We start from the raw sequence: 17,134 nt of genomic DNA on the forward strand, positions 1-17,134 counted from the left end.
TCCGACACGCTAGGGGCTGCGATCTTCCGGCGCCAACGGGCGTACGCGGTGGCAGGCCATCGGCGGCCGGTGCCGGTCCGGCCAGTCGTCGCCGCCCGGCGTGATCAGCCAGATCCACTTGTCGGGCTCGGCGGGCGTGATCGGCGGGGCGTGGCCGTCGGTGAGCACGATCACCGCGTCGGGAGGTTCCTCGACCCGTTCGCCGTTCACCGCGTGCCGGCCTTCGACGTAGTCGCGGACCAGGCCGAAGTCCGTCCCGCCGCCTCCGTGCACGCGCTCGCCGGGACGGAACGGCATGATCGCGCCGTCGAAGCTCAGCCAGCGCGCCTCCACGCCGTCCACCTGTCCGACCAGGTCGGTCACCCAGCGCACCACCGGGTCCGGCATCGACCCCGACGTGTCCAGGGCGATGACCAGCCTCTTCACCCGCTCAGGGCCACGCCGCGCGAGGACGGGATCGTGGCCGAGCGCGGCCAGCAGCGCTCCGCGCTTCTTCGGGTAGACCAGCCGCTCGCCGGGACGGAGCTTGGCGGCCAGCACGTCCACCAGCCACTGTTGCCACCAGTGCACCCGGCGGGTGGCGACGGTCCGGCCGCGCAGGGCGTGCGCGCCGAGGTCGCCCCAGATCCGGTCGGCGCGATCGCCGCCGCCCCGGGTGCGGTCGAGCAGGTCGAGCAGTTCGCCGCGGGCGAGCGCGCCGCCGCGCCTGGCCGCGATCAGCACGCTGCGCAGCACGTCGGAGCTGATCCTGTCCACCGTCTCCTGGTCGAGCCCGGCGCCCTCCAGCAGCAGGTGCACGCAGAGCAGCCCGGGTACGGGCGGGTGCCGCATCCGGCGCAGCTCCCGGTAGACGTCCATGTCCGTGGCCACGAAGTCGTCGTAGGGCAGCCAGTCGAGCCCCTGCGCGGTCAGGTCGTCGCGATAGGCGCGGTGGATCAGCGCGGGATCGACGCCCACCGGCTGGCCGCCGATCTCCGGCAGCCCGGTCTGGCGCAGCCGGACCATGGCGACGTGGTTGATCGTCACCTCGCAGGCCAGCGTGAAGACCGGGTCGTCGCGCAGGACGGGATCGGCGAAGAGATGCCGCTGCACCAGATGCCGGGCCTCGTGGAACAGCACGAAGCGCACGCCCTCCAGCCCCAGGGCGACGAAGAAGCCCGGGTTGTAGAGCAGCAGGCAGGTGCCGTCGCCGGAGGCGAGCACGGCCGCGGTGTCCACGGCCGTGGTCGGGATCTGGTGCGAGCACTTGCTGTAGATCCAGGACGCGATCGCGCTGTGCGTCATGCCGAGATCGAGCAGCGCCTGCTCCTTCAGCCGCCGGGCCCGCGCCACCGTGTCCTCGTCGGCCGGCCGCCATCGTTCCAGGGCCCGGCGGTCGCCCAGCTCCACCACCGGGAGCCTGATCCTGGCCCGTTTCCCGTACACCACGTGCCCAGCGTGGCGGAACCGGGCACGGGTGGCCAACCGGCCGGATCACGCCGAGCCGGTCAGGAGCGTTTCTCCTGGGGCTCGCCGGCCAGCCAGTCCCAGCTGGTGATGGTGGTGCGCATCAGGCGGGCGGCGGTGGACAGGTGGCTGTCGGCGCCCCAGAACAGGGTGAGCGTGCGGCGGCAGTCGGTGTCGTCGACGTCCACCCAGGCCAGCGGGGCGCGGGTGGTGGAGCGGCGGGCGAGGGACGGGACGAGCCCGATGCCGAGCCCCGTGCTGATCAGGTCGGCGATGGCGCTGGACTCGTCGCCCTCGCAGACGATCCGCGGCGTGCGGCCCCTGGCGGCGAAGAGCCGGTCGAGCAGCCGGCGCTGCCAGTGTCCCTTGCGGGCGGTGACGAAGGGCTGGTCGGCCAGGTCGTCGATGGTCACCGACGTGCGGCCGGCCAGCGGGTGGTCGAGCGCGGTGGCCAGCCCGACCGGCTCGTCCAGCAGCTCGGCCGCCTCCAGCCCGTCGGCGTGGATCGGCTGGGAGGCGACGCACAGGTCGAACTCCTGGGCGCGCAGGCGGCGGGTCATGTCGTCGGCGGGGGCCCAGTGGAGCTCGATCTCGGCGGCGGGATGGGCGCGCTTGTAGGCCGCGAGCGGCCCGGTGAGGGTCAGGAAGGTCTCCGAGGCCAGGCGTACGGTGCCGAACCCCTCGGCGGCCTCGGCGACGGCTCGCCGTCCGGCGTCGAGCTCGCCGAGCGCCCGTTCGACGAAGCCGCGGAACAGCGTGCCCGCGCCGTTCAGGCGGAGCCGGCCGCCGCGGTCGAACAGCGGCGTGCCCAGCTCGCCCTCCAGGCGGGCGATCGTCCGGCTCAGGGACGGCTGCGCGACGCGCAGCTCCTCTGCGGCGGCGCTGAGGTGTTCGAGCCGGGCCACCACCAGGAACTGGCGGAGGGCGTTCAGATCCATCATGCCTCCCAACGCATAACACCATAGCAATATAGATCTTGGACAAGATAACTCAGGAGCCATAGCGTCGGAGCCGTTCCACCAGGACGGACATGAGGAGGACCCTCGATGCTCAGCGTGGTCGACGGACCGCGAGCCGATGCCACGCGCCGCACGGCACCCGTGGGCTGGACGTTGCGGGCGACGGTCAGCGCCCACATGGTGGCGATCGCCGGACAGCCGGTGTTCGCCGGCGTCTACCTGACCGGCGACTACGACAGCCTGCGCTGGCACTCCCTCGGCGCCGACGTGGTCACCTCCATCGGCTACCTGCAGCTGATCGTGACGATCGTGGTGTGGGCGCGCCTGCGCCGCAGCGGGCCGTTCCTGGCCACGGCGGCGGTGGTGGCGGCCGAGACGGCGCAGTACTTCGCCGGGCTCGACGGCGCTTTGTGGCTGCACATCCCGCTGGGGGTGGCGACCGTCGCCGCGCTCACGGTGCAGTTCATCGACGTCTGGCGGCGCCCCTTCCCGCGTCGGGCGGCCCGCGATGCCTGAGCTCGACCGGCCGGCGCGCGGCGTGACCAGGCGGCAGGCGCTCGGCATCGGCGGCGCGCTCGGGCTGATGGCGGCCACCGGGCTGGGCGCCTCGGCCGCGATGGCCCGGCGGCCCTCGATCACCGGCGCCGAGCTGCGCAGCGACCTGCCGCTGCCGCCGCCGTTCCAGGTGCCGCTGCCGATCCCCGCCGTGCTGGCGCCGTCCGGCACCGCGGGCGGCGCCGACCGTTACGAGATCGTCCAGCGCGAGACGACCCTGGAGATCCTGCCCGGCGTGCGCACCCGGGCCTGGACGTACGGGGGCACCTTCCCCGGGCCGACCATCGAGGCCCGCCGGGGCCGGCCGATCACCGTGACGCACCGCAACGACCTGCCCGTGCCGACCGTCGTCCACCTGCACGGCGGGCGCACCCCGGCCGCCTCCGACGGCTACCCGACCGACCTCGTGCTGCCCGAGGGCTGGACGGAGCCCACCATGCACATGGCGCACGGCTCCGGCATGGGGAACATGCGCGACCCCCGGGCCGTGCTGAGCAGGCGGACCAGGGACTACACCTTCCCGCTTGACCAGCGGCCGACGCTGCTGTGGTACCACGACCACCGGATGGACTTCACCGCCCCCGCGATCTGGCGCGGCCTGGCCGGGCTGCAGATCGTCCGCGACGACGCCGAGCAGGCGCTCGGCCTGCCCGCGGGGCCGCGCGAGCTGCCGCTCATGATCGCCGACCGGGCGTTCACCGCCGAGGGCGAGCTCGCCTACCCCGCCCTCGACCCCACCCTGCGGGAACGGCCTGGCGTGCTCGAACCGTACCTGGCCGGGGTGCTCGGCGACGTGATCCTGGTCAACGGCGCCCCCTGGCCCGTCCACGAGGTGGACGCGGCCCGCTACCGGCTGCGCCTGCTGAACGCCTCCAACGCCCGCCACTACGAGCTCGAAGCCGTGCTGGACGACGGGCGGCGGCTCGACCTCGTGCAGATCGGCGCCGACCAGGGGCTGCTCGCGGCCCCCGTCACCCACCAGGTCCTGCCGATCGCGCCGGCCGAGCGCTACGACGTGGTCGTGGACTTCGCCCGCGTCCCGGTCGGCGGGCGGGTCCGGATCGTCAACCGGCTCGGCTCGGGCCGCACCCGGGACGTGATGGCCTTCCGGGTCGCGCGCGCCGCGGCCGACGACAGCCGGGTCCCGCGCGTGTTGTCCACCGACCTGCCGGAGTGGCGGCGGGCGGACGCCGTACGGGTGCGCGAGCTGTCCTTCCGCGCCGGCCGGATGCACGACGGCCGCGGCTGGCTGATCGGCGGGCTGCCGTTCGACCCCGCCCGGTCCGACGTCACCGTGGGCCTCGGCGACGTCGAGGTGTGGCGGATGGTCGCCGACGTCCACCACCCCGTCCACCTGCACCTGGTCGGCTTCCGGGTGCTCTCGCGCAGCGGCCGGCCGCCGTTGCCCCATGACGCGGGGCTGAAGGACACCGTGTCCCTGCGTCCGGGCGAGTCGGTGGAGATCATCACCCGGTTCGACGGCTACCGCGGCCGCTACCTCTTCCACTGCCACAACGCCGAGCACGAGGACATGGCCATGATGGCCAACCTCCAGGTCGTCTGACACCCCCGCGCCGGCCTCCAGGTCGTTTGACCCCGCGCGCCACCCCGGTCCCGTTCACAAGGAGCGTCCCCATGCCCGCCGATCCCGGCATCGTCATCATCGGCGCCAGCCTCGCCGGCGCCCAGGCCGCGCGGGCCCTGCGGCTCGACCACGGCTACGACGGGCCGCTCACGCTCGTCGGCGACGAGCACCACCTGCCCTACCAGCGTCCCGCGCTGTCCAAGGGCTACCTGCTGGGCACCACCGAGGCCACCGAGCTCGACGTCCTGGACCCGCGGTTCTACGCCGCCCAGGACGTCGCCCACGCCCTCGGCGCCCCCGCCACCCTGCTCGACCTCGACGGCCGGCGGGTGAAGCTGGGGCGCAACGTGGAGCTGCCGTTCGGCCAGGTGCTGATCGCCACCGGCGCCCGCCCGCGCCGCCTCCGGGTGCCGGGCGCCGACCTCGACGGCGTCCACCACCTGCGCGACCGCGAGGACAGCGAACGCCTCGGCGCGGCCCTGCGCGCGGCCTCCGCCGTCGTCGTGGTCGGGGCCGGCTGGCTCGGCTGCGAGGTCGCCGCCGCCGCCCGCGCGCTCGGCGTGCGCACGACCGTCGTCGACCCGCTGCCCACGCCGCTCTACCACGTGCTGGGCGACCGGATCGGCGGCGCCGTCGCCCGCCGGCACCTCGACCACGGCGTCGAGCTGCTCACCGGCGACGGCGTCGAGGCCGTGCTCGGGACGCGCTCGGTCGAGGCGGTGCGCACGGTCGCCGGGCGGCGCGTCCCGGCCGACCTCGTCGTGGTCGCCGTGGGCGCCGTCCCCCGCACCGAGCTGGCCGAGGCGGCGGGGCTGCGCGTCGACGGCGGCATCGTCACCGACGGCCATCTGCGCACCTCGCACCCGGCCGCGCTGGCCGCCGGCGACGTCGCCCGCCACCGGCACCCGCGCTACCTCAAACCGGTCCGGATCGAGCACTGGGACAACGCCGTCGTCCACGGGACCGCCGCGGCGGCGACGCTGGTGGGCGAGCCGGTCACCATCGACCACGTCCCGTACTTCTTCTCCACGCAGTACGGGTCCACCCTCGAATACGTCGGCCTGCCCACCACCTCCGACCGCGTCGTCACCAGGGGCGAGCCGGGGGAGCCCGGGTTCACCGCCTTCTGGCTCGACCGCGGCGTCCCGGTGGCCGCCCTGACCATGGACGGCCAGATGGACGGCCAGGACGCCGCCGGCCACCTCCGGGCCCTGGTCGCCGCCGGGCACACCGCCGATCCGCGCCGGCTGGCCGACCCCGGCGTCCCGATGGCGGAGCTTCTGCCGCACGCCCCCACCGGCGTCTCCTGAACGGCGGCGCCCCGGCTCAGACGCGCAGGACCGCCTGACGGGTGTGCCCGCGGCTGCCGCCGACCTCGACCTTGACCGCCCGCTTGGACCGGCGCACCCCCCGATCGCCCTCCTTGACCGACCGGACCGGCCACGGCAGCTTGATCCGCACCTCGTCGGCGGTCCTGGACGGGTCCGCGACGGCCAGCCGGACCCGGTGACGGTCGTGGCGCAGCAGCACGGCGCACGGCCCGTCGGCGGCCAGCGGCCCGTGCGGGGTCTCGACGGCCCCCGCGCGCCAGAACACGGCGGCGATCAAATCGTCCCGGCTGACGGCCTGCACCGTGCGGGAGTTGGCCAGGATCTCGACCCGCCCGCGGTAGGCCGCGGTCTGCTCGGCGGTGGCGTCGGGCAGCACGGCGTAGGCGTAGCGGGCCCGGCGCGGATCGACGCCGTGGTCCACCAGGATCGTCGTGTAGTGCCTGGTGACGGGGGTCCGGTCGCCGCCGGTGGTGGCGCCGGTGTCGATGTCGCGCCAGCGCCCGGTGCGCCGCTCGCGGATCACCTTGGCCTCGGCGCCGTCGAGCAGCGCGTACCCGGCCACGCCGGACAGGTGGATCCAGCCGTCGCCGCGGGTCAGCGGGGGGTGGGCGCCGTGGGTGTTGCGGTTCTCCACGACGGTCTCGACGCGGCGGCCGTCGGAGGCGGTGATGCCGGCTCCGAGGGCGATCACGCCGTCGTCGAGCAGGAACCACGCCTTCCCGGCCCGCAGCGAGGAGCCGTCGGCGATCAGCCTCATCGCCGCCACGCCGTACTCGCCGTCGAGCGCCGCGCCGCCCGCCCACGGGGTGGGCGGCAGGCGGCGCGCGCCGTGCGGGAGGTCGGCGCGCCCGCGGGTGTCGACCGTGGTGCCCGGCAGCCGGTACGGGTCGATCGTCGGCCACAGGTCGTCGTTCCAGTGGGTCAGGTCGGCGGTGTAGAGGTACGTCATGCCGTCGCCGGTGTACCAGCCGTGCAGGTTCTCCTGGTTCATGCCCTCGGCCGCGCCGATGCGCTCCGAGCTCATCGCGATCGCGTACGCCCAGGTGGGACGCCGGTGCACGACCCGGTCCATGTCGGCGAAGACGTACGTGCCGGTCGTGCGGGGGCCGACCGGCACGGACGCGTCCGCCAGCAGCGCCTCCGCCCGCGCGACGCTCGCCAGCGGGGCGACCGCGGCGTACGGGACGGCCTGGTTGCGGGTGAGCCAGCCCTTGACCATCGGCCGCCAGCGCCGGGCGTGGCGCTCGGGCGCCGTCTCCAGCAGCGTCAGGATGGCTTCGACCGCCTTCTGCCCGGAGTGGTGGTCGCGGTGGCCCTGCACCGAGATCTGCCGGCCGCGCACGCAGTCCATCATCAGCCCGTCGAAGATGAACGGCGTGAACGAGCGGTCGACGATGTCGTAGACGTTCCCGACGTCGCGGATCTCCCACGGTGACCTGGCCAGCATGGCGATCAGCTTGGCCACGCTCTCCAGGTAGTCCACGCCGTAGCTGCCGTTGTAGGGGAACACGCCGTGCTGGATGAAGGAGCCGTCGCGGTAGAAGCCGTCGCCCGGCCCGCCGGTGCGGCGCAGCAGGTCGGAGACGGCCTTCCTGGCCCGTTTGAGCAGGCGGGCGTCGTGGGTGAGCAGCCCGCGCATCGCCACCGCCATGGCCTTGCTCGCCCGGTTGGCGCCGGTCTCGACGACGCCGGGGTGGCTGACGCGGCGTTCGGGGTCGGGGCACCAGTGGCGCAGCGGGCGCAGCCAGCGGCGCAGGTCGTCCTTGGGCAGGCCGTCGTAGAGCAGGGCGCAGGTGTCGGTCAGCGCGCGCGGGACGCCGATCTCCCACCAGTACCAGTTGCTGCCGCGGCGGTCGAGGCCCTCGCGGTAGGCGTGCTCGTACAGGAAGTCCAGGGCTCTGGCCGCGGTCTCGGCGACCCGCTGGTCCCGGTGCATGTCGGTGCCCGGCGTGGCCCAGCCGAGCGCCAGCGTGCGCATGCGGTTGTAGGCGCGGTTGAAGTTGCCCGTACGGGGGTCGTCGAGCGGCAGGTCGGGCCACAGGCTCGGCCGGCCGGGAGCGGGGTCCATCTTGCGCAGCACCGCGTTGGCCGAACCCTCGACGGCCTGCGTCTTGTCCAGGTACGCCGGGTCGTACGTGGCGCCGGCCAGCAGGCTCACCCATCGCTCCCGGGCCGCGTCGAACGCGGCGGCGCCGGTCGCCTCGGCCGGCTTCTCCCACAGGGCGATTCCGGCCACGGCCGCGGCCCCCAGCAGGGCGGACCGGCGGCTGAGGGGGCGGGTCATGGAAGCCTTTCGACAATCGGCCATCTACCAGATGAAAAGATCCTATGTCGGTGACAGGGGCGATCATTTCGCCTTCGCGACGGGTACCCGGCATCAGGTGCATTGAACTGTGATGAACCGTATTGAACTGTTCGCTCCGGCGATCGATCATCAGGGGCAGTAGCGCTTCCTCGCGTCAGAGAGGATCTCCATGATTCGTCGCGCATCGCTCGCCGTCCTGCTCGCCCTCGGCACGCTCACCGTCGTCGGCGCGCCCGCCCAGGCCCGCGCCTGCCAGATCGACTACCACTGCGAGACGTACTACTACAGCGACTCCACCCGGACCACGGTGGTCGGCGTCAAGTACGAGAACTGCGTGGGCGACGTGACGTGGGTGGGCACCCGCGGCTCGTACCCGGAGTTCCACGAGACCCCCTGCTAAGGGGGGCCGGCTCGGCGAGGTGTTCCGCGGGCACGCCTCGCCCGCCGCGTCCGGCCGGCGCCCGGGGCCGACCGGCTCACACGGCGATCACGACCTTGCCGAACGGCCCGCCCGACGTGTAGTGGCGGTAGGCGTCGGGCGCCTGGTCGAAGGGGAAGACGCGGTCGATGACCGGGCGCAGCCGGTGGGCCTCGATGAGCCGGTTCATGGCCAGGAACTGCGCGCGGCTGCCGACGGCGATGCCGCGCAGCGTGGCTCCCGCGCTGAAGACCGCCCGCGCGTCGAGGGGCGGCGGGTCGCCGAGGACGAACCCGACACTGGCCACCTGGCCCCCGATCGCGGTGGCCGCCAGCGACCGCCCGAGGTCGCCGGCGACGTCGATGACGTGTTCCGCGCCCTCGCCGTCGGTCAGCTCGCGCACCCGGGCCGGCCAGTCGGGGGTGGCCCGGTAGTCGACGACCTCGTCGGCGCCGAGCGCGTACAGGCGTTCGGCCTTGGCCGGGCTGCTGGTCGTGGCGATCACCCGGGCGCCCAGCGCCTTGGCGAACTGCAGCGCGAACAGCGACACCCCGCCGGTGCCCTGGGTGACGACGGTCCGGCCGGGCAGCGGGCCGGTGCCGTCGCCGGTCAGGGCGTTCCAGGCGGTGACCGCGGCGCAGGGGAGCGTCGCGGCCTCCTCGTAGGACAGGTGGGCCGGGATCGGCACGAGCGCGTGCTCGTCGAGCAGCGCGTACTCGGTGAGCATGCCGTCCAGCGAGCCGCCGAGCTGCGGCAGGTGCCGCAGCGCGAACGGGCCGTCCTGCCAGCTCGGGAACAGGGTGGCGGTGACCCGGTCGCCGACGCCGACCGACTCGACGCCGGGGCCGGTCGCGACGACCTCGCCGGCGCCGTCGGAGACCGGCACCACGTCCGGCTTGACCGGGAGCACGTAGTCGCCGCGCAGGATCATCAACTCGCGGAAGCTGAGGGAGGTGGCCCGTACCGCGACCACCACCTGCCCCGGGCCGGGAGCAGGGACGGGGTGTTCCTTGATCGACAGGCCCTCGATGCCGGCTCCGCTGTCGACGTGGTAGCTGCGCATGACGTTCATCAGGCGGTCGCCAGGGGAACTTCGCCGGCGGTCTTGCTGAAGCCGAGCGCCTCGACGATCCGCCCGTCGCGGACGCGCATGAGGTTGACGCCGCTGACCCAGTCGGACGGGCCGGTGCCGTAGCGGTAGTGCCAGTGGATGGTGGCGCGGTCACCCGCGACGATGACCTCCTGCGGCTCGAACGCGCTGGTCAGGTCGTCCACGAGCGCGCCCCACCAGTCCAGGCACGCCTGGCGGCCGGTGACGCGCTCGCCGGTGGGGGCCGGCTGCACGGACTCCATCACGCAGTCCTCGGCGACCAGGTCGTCGAGCAGGTGGCGGTCACGCTCGACGAAGGCCCGGTTGAAGCGCTCCATGACGTCGGCGGTGGTTCGGAAGGACACGGTTCCTCCAGAGGAAGCGGGTAGATCGATCGGTCTATCTATGTATATCGACCGGTTGATCTACTCGTCAACCCGTGGCAACCTGAATCCATGACTGTTCGTACGGGTCCGGGCCCCCGGGAGCGCCTGCTGACCGCCGCTGACCAGCTGATCTACAGCCAGGGCGTCAATGTCGGCGTCGACGCGCTGCTCAAGGCGGCCAACGTGGCCCGGCGCTCGTTGTACGAGCACTTCGGCGGCAAGGACGGCCTGATCGTCGAGGTGCTCAGGTCGGCCGCCGACTCCGACGCCGCCGACTACCACCGCACCATGGACGCCGCCGGCCAGGACCCGCGCGAGCGCCTGCTGGCCGTCTTCGACCGCATCGGCGAGATCGTCGCCATGCCCGGCTTCCACGGCTGCCGCTACCTGGCCGCCGACCTCGGCCTGACCGACCCCGCCCATCCCGCGCACGAGATCACCCGCGACTACCGCCGGCAGGTGCACGCGCTGCTGGCGCGCGAGCTGACCGCGCTCGGCCACCCGCACCCCGACCACGCCGCCGACCAGCTCCTCATCCTCATCGACGGCACCCTCGCCGTCGGCGCGACCCGCCCCGGCACGAACCCGGCCGCCGCCGCCCGCGAACTCGCCGAACACGTCATCACCCCCTGACGGGCCCGCGCGGGCCGACGCCCGGGGGATCGGGGGCAGCGCCTATCGGGCTGTCGCGGTCAGGGTGGTGTGCGGGCCGGTCGTCGCGCCTTCGGGGCCGGTCAGGTCGAGCGCGAAGCCGTCCGCCGTCCTGCGGCCGAGCAGCCGGGCCCGCTGTCCGCAGAACAGCGGCCGGTTGTTGCGATGCGCGATGCGCGTCACCCGCTCGGGACGCCCCTCCAGCCGCAGCGTCTCGGCCAGGGCGAGGGTCATCAGCGGCCCGTGCACCACCAGGCCGGGATAGCCCTCCACGCGGGTGGCGTACGGCCAGACCAGCCGTCCCGACCGCCCGGACTTCTCGGTGACCGACTCGACCGTGCTCTGCCTGCGTACGGTCTCGCCGACCCGCAGCGGCCCGTGGAACACGACCTCACCCCCGGCGAACATCCGTCGCGGCAGGCCGACGGGCGGCAGGAACGAGCCGCGTACGGGATGCCCGTCGCCCCCCAGCACGGACGAGACGGGCCAGCGCGCCAGCGCCGCCCAATGCCACAGCGGCGGCAGCTCCGAGCCCGGCCCCGGCGCCGGCACACCGTCGTCGAACAGGGCCGCGAGCGCGGCGACCGGCGTCGGGTCGACCAGTTCGTCACTGACGACAGTGGACGGCTCCCACCCCTGCACGTTGCTCCCGCCCTCCGCCGTGACCGCCGCGAACCACGGTACGCCCCGGCCGGGCCCGCAAGGCAGTGCGCGGTCGCCCCGGGGGGAGGGCGGGCGTCAGCGGGCGGAGATGATGCCGCCGGGCAGCAGGGCGCCGAGGGTGGACGTGTCGTTGACCATGTTGAACACGTCCAGCACCGGCTGGAGCAGCGCGCCGACGGGCCCGCCGGCGGCCAGCGAGTCGGCCGCTGCCGGAGTGGTGAGCGCGACGGTCAGCAGCGCGCCACCGGCCACGGCGCAGGTGATACGGCCCATGAGCTTCATGGACACCTCCATGGGAGTTACCGAGAGTGATCGTCCAGCACTCTACGTGACAGGAGGGTGTCCGGCCGGTAAGGCGCACGGTCAGGGCTGGACGGGGAGCATGACCTCCACCGTGGTGCCCGTCCCCGGCGCGCCGCTGACCAGGCAGATGCCACCCAGTTCGGCCGTGCGCTCGCGCATCGAGGTCAGGCCGACGCCGGAACGGTGCTCGGGCGGCAGGCCGCGGCCGTCGTCGGCGACCAGCAGGCGCAGCGCGCCGGGCTCGCGGCGCAGCTCGACCCGGACGCGGGTGGCCCGCGCGTGCCGCCGCACGTTCGTCAGCGCCTCCTGTGCGATCCGGTAGACGGCCACCTCGACGGCGGCGGGCAGGCCGGTCAGGTCACCCTCGGCGATCACCTCCGCGGCGGGACCGTCCGGCGCGGCCAGCGCCCGCACGGCGGCGGCCAGGCCCAGGTCGTCCAGGGCGGGCGGGCGCAGGCCGTAGACGAGCTGCCGCAGGTCGCCGGTGACGGCGTCCATGCCGGTACGCAGCTCGCGCAGCAGCCCGTCGGCCGCCTCCGGCGAGCTCTTGAGGCTGAGACGGGCCATGTTGACGGTCATCGCCAGCCCGCTGAGCGTCTGGCCGAGGCCGTCGTGCAGGTCCCGGCGCAGCCGGCGGCGCTCCTCCTCGCGGGCGGCCAGCATGCGTTCGCGAGAACGTTGCAGGTCGGCGGCCAGGCGGACCGCGTGGGCCACGTCGGCCGCGTACGGGACCAGCGTGTCCAGCACCCGCTCGTCGTGCGCGGCGGGGAAGCGGCGCGCGGCGGGCGGGCCGACCAGCAGCCGGCCCACCCATTCGCCGTGCCAGATCAGGGGCACCTCGCGCGGGGAGTCGCCGACCTGCCCGCAGTCCGTGCTTGCCACGCTGACCGGATGGCCCGGCTCGCCGCTGGTCACCTCCACGGCGACGCCGCGTACCGCCAGGCCCTCGCGCAGCACGCCGATCACCGCCGCCAGCGCCTGCGCCGGATCGCCCCGGCGCACCTCCTGCGCCAGCCGCTCGGCCAGGACGCGCGGATCGCCCACCGGTCCGTAGAGCAGGCGGTCGACCGCGCGTTGCAGCGCCCGCCGCAACGGCTGGAAGAACGCGCCCGTGAGCAGCGCGGAGGCGAGCCCGGCGACCTGGTGGTACCCCGACACCAGCAGGCTCGACAGCGTGGCCACCCCGAAGTAGACCCCGCCGACCACGGCCAGCAGCCCGGCGGCGACGAACGTCCGGCTGACGACGGTGTCGATGCCGTAGAGCCGGTAGCGGGTCACCGAGATCACCATCGACACGGGGATGACCGCCGCCCACCCGATCGACAACCAGTACAGCTCCGGCACGACGACGCCGGCGAGCATGAAGACGATGTACCCGCCGAAGGAGAACAGCGGCCAGCCGATCTGCCGCCGCACGACCGGGTCGGCCCGGCGGAAGCGCAGCACCATCGACCACGCCGCCAGCGGCAGCGTCGAGAGGATCCCGGTCCAGGCCACCACCGTGACCACCGGCCAGATCGGCGCCAGCTCCGGGACCTGTAACGGGTTGGGGATGACCGCGGGCAGCGGATAGCCCTCGGCCGGCGGGTCGGGACGCAGGAACATGTGGGCCAGCTCCACCGCGGTCGACACCGCGCCGAGCAGCACCACCGGACGCCAGCGCCGCGACGGCAGCCTGCCGTCGGGGGAGTACAGCGGCAGCAACATCTCCAGCAGCAGCCCGGACACCGCCCAGCCGACCTGCGCGGGGAACCTCAGCAATCCCGCCAGCGGGAGATCCCCGCCCGCCGCGGCGGCCAGCATCGCCGACTGGCAGAACGTGTTGACCGCGCCGCCGAGACCGCCCGCGCACATCAGCCACGCCAGCCTGAGCCGCGGCCGGTGCACGATGAGGAACGCGCTGAAGGCCGGAAACGTGACCCCGGCCGCGGCCAGCGGGCTGAAGATCTCCGGCAGCCGCCACTCCGGCGGCAGCGCCGCGTACATCAGGACCGCCGCGAGCACCAGCACCGGCGAGACCACGGCCAGGACGACGGCGACCACCCGGGCTGCCCACGCCATCCGTCCCCGCCTTCCGGCTGCCGTTCCCGCCCGACCCTAGCGTGCCCGCGGAACGGTCCGCCATGAGCGGGCCGGCCGGCCGGATCGACCGGCGGGTCAGCGCAGCGACCGCAGCAGGGCTTCGCGGTCGAGGGCGTCCACGGGCCACGTGCGGGAGCGCAGGGTGCCCCGGTCGCGGTAGGCGCGCATGATGGCGACGTGTTCGGGCAACCGGACGAACCCCCGCAGGTCCTCCTCGCTCCGCCACACCGACAGCGAGCCGACCCGGCGGCCGGCGAGGTCCGCCCAGAGCCACATGCCCACCGCGCCCGGCAGGCCGGGCCAGTGGCGGCTCAGGGACCGGCCGTGCCGGGCGATGCCGGGCAGGTCGAGCAGCCGCCGCGGGCGGAAGTCCGTCAGGGCGGCGACCAGCGGCCCCGGCCGGTCGCCCTCGGGGCCGGGGATCCAGCGTGAGGTCAGCATGCGGCGCACCGGCCGGACTCGGAGGTCATGCCGTCAAACTATATTAACGACCGATCGTTTGCATATCTGGGGGCGGTCAATCGCGACCGGGGGAGAGGGCGGCGGCCAGCTCGCGCCAGTGGGGCATCGCCGTCCGGCCCGGCTCGATCCCGATCACCTGCACGGCGACGTGGTCGGCGCCGGCGTCCACGTGGGCGCGCAGCTTGCCGACGACGGTGTCCAGATCGCCCCAGAAGACGAAGTCGTCCACCAGGCGGTCGCTGCCGCCGCCGGTGATCTCGTCCTCCGCGTACCCGAGCCGCCGGAACTTCGCCACGTTGTACGGCGTGCTCAGGTAGGGGCGCAGGTGCTCGCGGGCGGCGGCGCGGGCCGTGGCGGGGTCGGTCTCGAACAGCACCGGATGCTCGACGGCCAGGAACGCGTCCGGGCCGAGGAGCTGCCGTGACTCGGCGGTGTGCGCGACGTTGACGTGGTAGGTCTGGGCGCCCGCCGCGCGGTCGCGGGCCAGTTCGAGCATCTTGGGCCCGTACGCGGCCAGCAGGCGGCGCACGCCTGACTTCGGAGCCGGGTTGACGGTCTCCAGCTCGTCCAGCTCGTCAAGGTAGGTCCGCATGGCGGTCAGCGGGGTCGTGCCGGGGCGGGGGGCGCCGCCGAAACCCAGGCCGAGGACGTGCCGGTCGGGGTAGGCGTCGGCCAGCAGCAGGGCGGCGCCGTACGTCCACCTGGCCTCGCGGGCCCAGATCTGGGCGATGCCGTTCACGATGTGCATCCGCCGCGTGCACGACAGCAGGAAGCCGGCGTGCGTGAGCGCTTCGCGCCCGAGCAGCTCGGGCATCCAGAACGCCCGCCACCCCTGCTCCTCCAGCTCCTGGATCGACTCGCGCATCCGCGCGGCCGGCACGTGCTCGAAGTCGAACGTGTAGATCCCGAACGTGCCGAGATCCAGGCCGTCGATGCTGCCCATGGGACGTCCCCTCATCGTGTGTCGATCCTCAGGAACATAGACATATCGCAAAATGTCGATATATGGAAACCGGCCGGCCTCTCTCGCGGGAGGGTGCCGCCTCTACGGCGTGCTGTCTCTGCGGCGTGCTGTCTCTACAGCGTGCGGCCGAGGGTGGCGACGAGCTGGGCGATGCGCCGCTCGTCGCGCTTGTAGTGCGTCCACTTGCCCACGCGCGTGGCGCGTACCAGCCCCGCGCGCTGCAGCTCGCTCAGGTACGCCGACACCGTGGACTGCGCCAGCCCCACCCTGGCCTGGATGTGCGTCACGCACACCCCGACCTCCGCCGGGTCGGCGATCGCCCCCTCCAGCGAGAAGTGGCGCTCCGGCTCCCGCAACCAGGCCAGCAGTTGCAGCCGGGTCGGGTTCGCCAGCGCCCGCAACGCGTCGGACAGCTCGGAATCGGTCATCAGTGGAGCTTCCGCCATGGATGCCAGCATAGTGAGCCATCGTCGTATCCGGGTATTTCGATGCGTGCCAGCTCGGCGCCCGCGCGGGTCCCCAAGGGGAGGCAACGCCTCGGTAGATTTCCCGCACTCCGAAGTAATCCATCCAGTCAAGACGATTGCCTCAAATAAGTCGATCGCCTTATATTCCAAAGTGTCGGGCTTTCAAGCTGGAGGACGCATGACCGCTGACGCGATCCCCGATTTCCCCTTCGACCGCCCCACGGCGCTGGAACCGCCGCCACAACTCGCCGACCTGCGCGAGAAATGCCCTGTGGCCCACGTACGCCTGCCCAGCGGCGACGTGGCGGCCCTGGTGACCAGGTACGACGACGCCCGTTCCGTCATGGCCGACCCCCGCTTCAGCCGCAACCTCGCCCGCGAGGGCGCCGCCCGGCTGTCCACCACCGAGGACGGCGGCCTGTTCAACCGCCGCAAGGACGGCGCCGGCGACATCGGCGAGGGCGAGGGCCACATGCGGTGGCGACGCCTGCTGAGCCGCTGGTTCACGGCCCGCAAGATGGAGGTCTGGCGCCCCCGGGTCCAGGCCATGGCCGAGGAACTCCTCGACTCCATGCTGGCCAAGGGCTCCCCGGGCAACCTGTCGTCCGGCCTGGCCCTGCCCCTGCCGGTACGGGTCATCTGCGCGCTGGTCGGCGCGCCGAGCTCGGACCAGGACAAGTTCGCGCACTGGTCGCGCACGATGCTCACCCTGACGCGCAACACGCAGGAGGAGGTGGACACGGCCTACCGGGAGTTCAACGCGTACGTGTCGGACCTGATCGACCGCAACCGCGCCGACCCCGGCGACGACCTGCTCAGCGAGCTGACCCAGATCACCGACGCCGAGGACGGCAGGCTCAGCCAGGACGAGCTCATCGCCACCGTGCGCGGGCTGCTGCTGGCCGGTCACGAGACCACGTCCAACATGATCGCCATCATGACGGCGATGCTGCTGTCCGACCGGCAGCGCTACGAGGCCGTGATCGACGACCCCGACCTGATCCCGGGCACCGTGGAGGAGGTCCTGCGGCTGGACAGCACGTTGTCGGCCATCGGCGGCGTGCCCCGGTTCATCACCGAGGACGTCGAGCTGAGCGAGATCACCGTGCCCGCCGGCAGCACGCTGATCCCCAACATCCCGGCGGCCAACCGCGACCCGGCCAAGTTCGCCGACCCCGACCGGTTCGACCCGCGCCGGGAGAACAGCAGCCAGCACCTCACCTTCGGCGCCGGCCGCCACTACTGCCTCGGCCAGCCGCTGGCCAGGGTGGAGCTGCAGGTCGTCCTGGGCCTGCTGGCGCGGCGGCTGCCCGGCCTGCGGCTCCGCGACGACCCCCGCGAGCTGCGGCTGCGCACGGGCGGCCTGTCCGGCGGCCTCCAGGACGTGTGGGTCACCTGGTGACCCGCTGACCTCAGCCGGCGGCATGGGATAGCGTTCGGGGACGGTGGTGGAAACGAGATCGAGGA

Annotated in this window: 17 protein-coding genes; 6 read left to right on the forward strand and 11 right to left on the reverse strand. The window is 73.5% G+C overall.

Features of this window, described 5'->3' with window-relative positions; genetic code table 11:
• Positions 1–9 precede the first annotated feature (9 nt).
• Both ACFYUV_RS40170 and ACFYUV_RS40175 read right to left on the reverse strand, forming a co-directional pair.
• Entirely contained in the window at positions 10–1,428 is a 1,419-nt protein-coding gene (locus tag ACFYUV_RS40170) for a hypothetical protein (protein ID WP_387678654.1), read from the reverse strand.
• Positions 1,429–1,487: 59 nt separating this feature from the next.
• Positions 1,488–2,387, reverse strand: a complete 900-nt coding sequence (locus ACFYUV_RS40175; protein WP_387678657.1) for a LysR family transcriptional regulator — start codon at positions 2,385–2,387, stop codon at positions 1,488–1,490.
• A 105-nt stretch (positions 2,388–2,492) separates the two neighbouring features.
• Between ACFYUV_RS40175 and ACFYUV_RS40180 the strand changes: the two genes are divergently transcribed.
• The 3 genes from ACFYUV_RS40180 to ACFYUV_RS40190 all read left to right on the forward strand — a co-directional run bounded on the left by ACFYUV_RS40180 (position 2,493) and on the right by ACFYUV_RS40190 (position 5,855).
• Entirely contained in the window at positions 2,493–2,921 is a 429-nt protein-coding gene (locus tag ACFYUV_RS40180) for a hypothetical protein (RefSeq protein ID WP_358294998.1), read from the forward strand.
• Positions 2,914–4,524, forward strand: coding sequence for a multicopper oxidase family protein (locus ACFYUV_RS40185; RefSeq protein WP_387678660.1), 1,611 nt, complete (start codon positions 2,914–2,916; stop codon positions 4,522–4,524). Before ACFYUV_RS40180 ends, ACFYUV_RS40185 begins: the two co-directional genes overlap by 8 nt.
• A 71-nt stretch (positions 4,525–4,595) precedes the next feature.
• Positions 4,596–5,855 carry an NAD(P)/FAD-dependent oxidoreductase gene (locus ACFYUV_RS40190; protein ID WP_387678663.1) on the forward strand — a complete coding sequence of 420 codons (1,260 nt, stop codon included), beginning with the start codon at positions 4,596–4,598 and terminating at the stop codon, positions 5,853–5,855.
• A gap of 16 nt (positions 5,856–5,871) precedes the next feature.
• Here ACFYUV_RS40190 and ACFYUV_RS40195 read toward each other — a convergent pair whose 3' ends face one another.
• Entirely contained in the window at positions 5,872–8,160 is a 2,289-nt protein-coding gene (locus ACFYUV_RS40195; protein WP_387678666.1) for a polysaccharide lyase 8 family protein, read from the reverse strand.
• A gap of 190 nt (positions 8,161–8,350) precedes the next feature.
• Here ACFYUV_RS40195 and ACFYUV_RS40200 point away from each other — a divergent pair, with 190 nt between their 5' ends.
• Positions 8,351–8,581 (forward strand): DUF6289 family protein, encoded by a 231-nt coding sequence (locus ACFYUV_RS40200; RefSeq protein ID WP_387678668.1) that lies wholly within the window; start codon positions 8,351–8,353, stop codon positions 8,579–8,581.
• Positions 8,582–8,657: 76 nt separating this feature from the next.
• Here ACFYUV_RS40200 and ACFYUV_RS40205 read toward each other — a convergent pair whose 3' ends face one another.
• Together ACFYUV_RS40205 and ACFYUV_RS40210 are read right to left on the reverse strand one after the other, a co-directional pair.
• Positions 8,658–9,662: an NAD(P)-dependent alcohol dehydrogenase gene (locus tag ACFYUV_RS40205; protein ID WP_387678671.1), complete on the reverse strand. Its 1,005-nt coding sequence runs from the start codon at positions 9,660–9,662 to the stop codon at positions 8,658–8,660.
• An 8-nt stretch (positions 9,663–9,670) separates the two neighbouring features.
• Complete coding sequence (locus tag ACFYUV_RS40210; protein WP_387678674.1) at positions 9,671–10,054, reverse strand: nuclear transport factor 2 family protein; 384 nt, start codon at positions 10,052–10,054, stop codon at positions 9,671–9,673.
• 90 nt (positions 10,055–10,144) lie between these two features.
• Between ACFYUV_RS40210 and ACFYUV_RS40215 the strand changes: the two genes are divergently transcribed.
• Complete coding sequence (locus ACFYUV_RS40215) at positions 10,145–10,708, forward strand: TetR/AcrR family transcriptional regulator (protein ID WP_387678677.1); 564 nt, start codon at positions 10,145–10,147, stop codon at positions 10,706–10,708.
• Between the two features lie 42 nt (positions 10,709–10,750).
• On the opposite strand, the gene ACFYUV_RS40220 is transcribed toward ACFYUV_RS40215, so the two are convergent.
• The 6 genes from ACFYUV_RS40220 to ACFYUV_RS40245 all read right to left on the reverse strand — a co-directional run bounded on the left by ACFYUV_RS40220 (position 10,751) and on the right by ACFYUV_RS40245 (position 15,646).
• Entirely contained in the window at positions 10,751–11,368 is a 618-nt protein-coding gene (locus tag ACFYUV_RS40220; RefSeq protein WP_387678680.1) for a MaoC family dehydratase N-terminal domain-containing protein, read from the reverse strand.
• A 96-nt stretch (positions 11,369–11,464) separates the two neighbouring features.
• Positions 11,465–11,671, reverse strand: a complete 207-nt coding sequence (locus ACFYUV_RS40225) for a hypothetical protein (protein WP_352355921.1) — start codon at positions 11,669–11,671, stop codon at positions 11,465–11,467.
• Between the two features lie 81 nt (positions 11,672–11,752).
• Entirely contained in the window at positions 11,753–13,753 is a 2,001-nt protein-coding gene (locus ACFYUV_RS40230; RefSeq protein ID WP_387678683.1) for a sensor histidine kinase, read from the reverse strand.
• A gap of 96 nt (positions 13,754–13,849) precedes the next feature.
• Positions 13,850–14,215, reverse strand: a complete 366-nt coding sequence (locus ACFYUV_RS40235) for an antibiotic biosynthesis monooxygenase family protein (RefSeq protein WP_387678686.1) — start codon at positions 14,213–14,215, stop codon at positions 13,850–13,852.
• A gap of 76 nt (positions 14,216–14,291) precedes the next feature.
• On the reverse strand, positions 14,292–15,194 hold the full coding sequence (locus ACFYUV_RS40240; protein ID WP_387678689.1) for a TIGR03620 family F420-dependent LLM class oxidoreductase: 903 nt from the start codon (positions 15,192–15,194) through the stop codon (positions 14,292–14,294).
• A 119-nt stretch (positions 15,195–15,313) separates the two neighbouring features.
• A complete protein-coding gene (locus tag ACFYUV_RS40245; RefSeq protein WP_387678692.1) occupies positions 15,314–15,646 on the reverse strand; it encodes an ArsR/SmtB family transcription factor in 333 nt (110 codons plus the stop codon).
• A 199-nt stretch (positions 15,647–15,845) separates the two neighbouring features.
• Between ACFYUV_RS40245 and ACFYUV_RS40250 the strand changes: the two genes are divergently transcribed.
• Positions 15,846–17,069 (forward strand): cytochrome P450, encoded by a 1,224-nt coding sequence (locus ACFYUV_RS40250; RefSeq protein WP_387678695.1) that lies wholly within the window; start codon positions 15,846–15,848, stop codon positions 17,067–17,069.
• Positions 17,070–17,134 lie beyond the last annotated feature (65 nt).

The organism is Nonomuraea sp. NPDC003560, assembly GCF_042878785.1.
In the GTDB taxonomy this organism is placed as follows: domain Bacteria; phylum Actinomycetota; class Actinomycetes; order Streptosporangiales; family Streptosporangiaceae; genus Nonomuraea.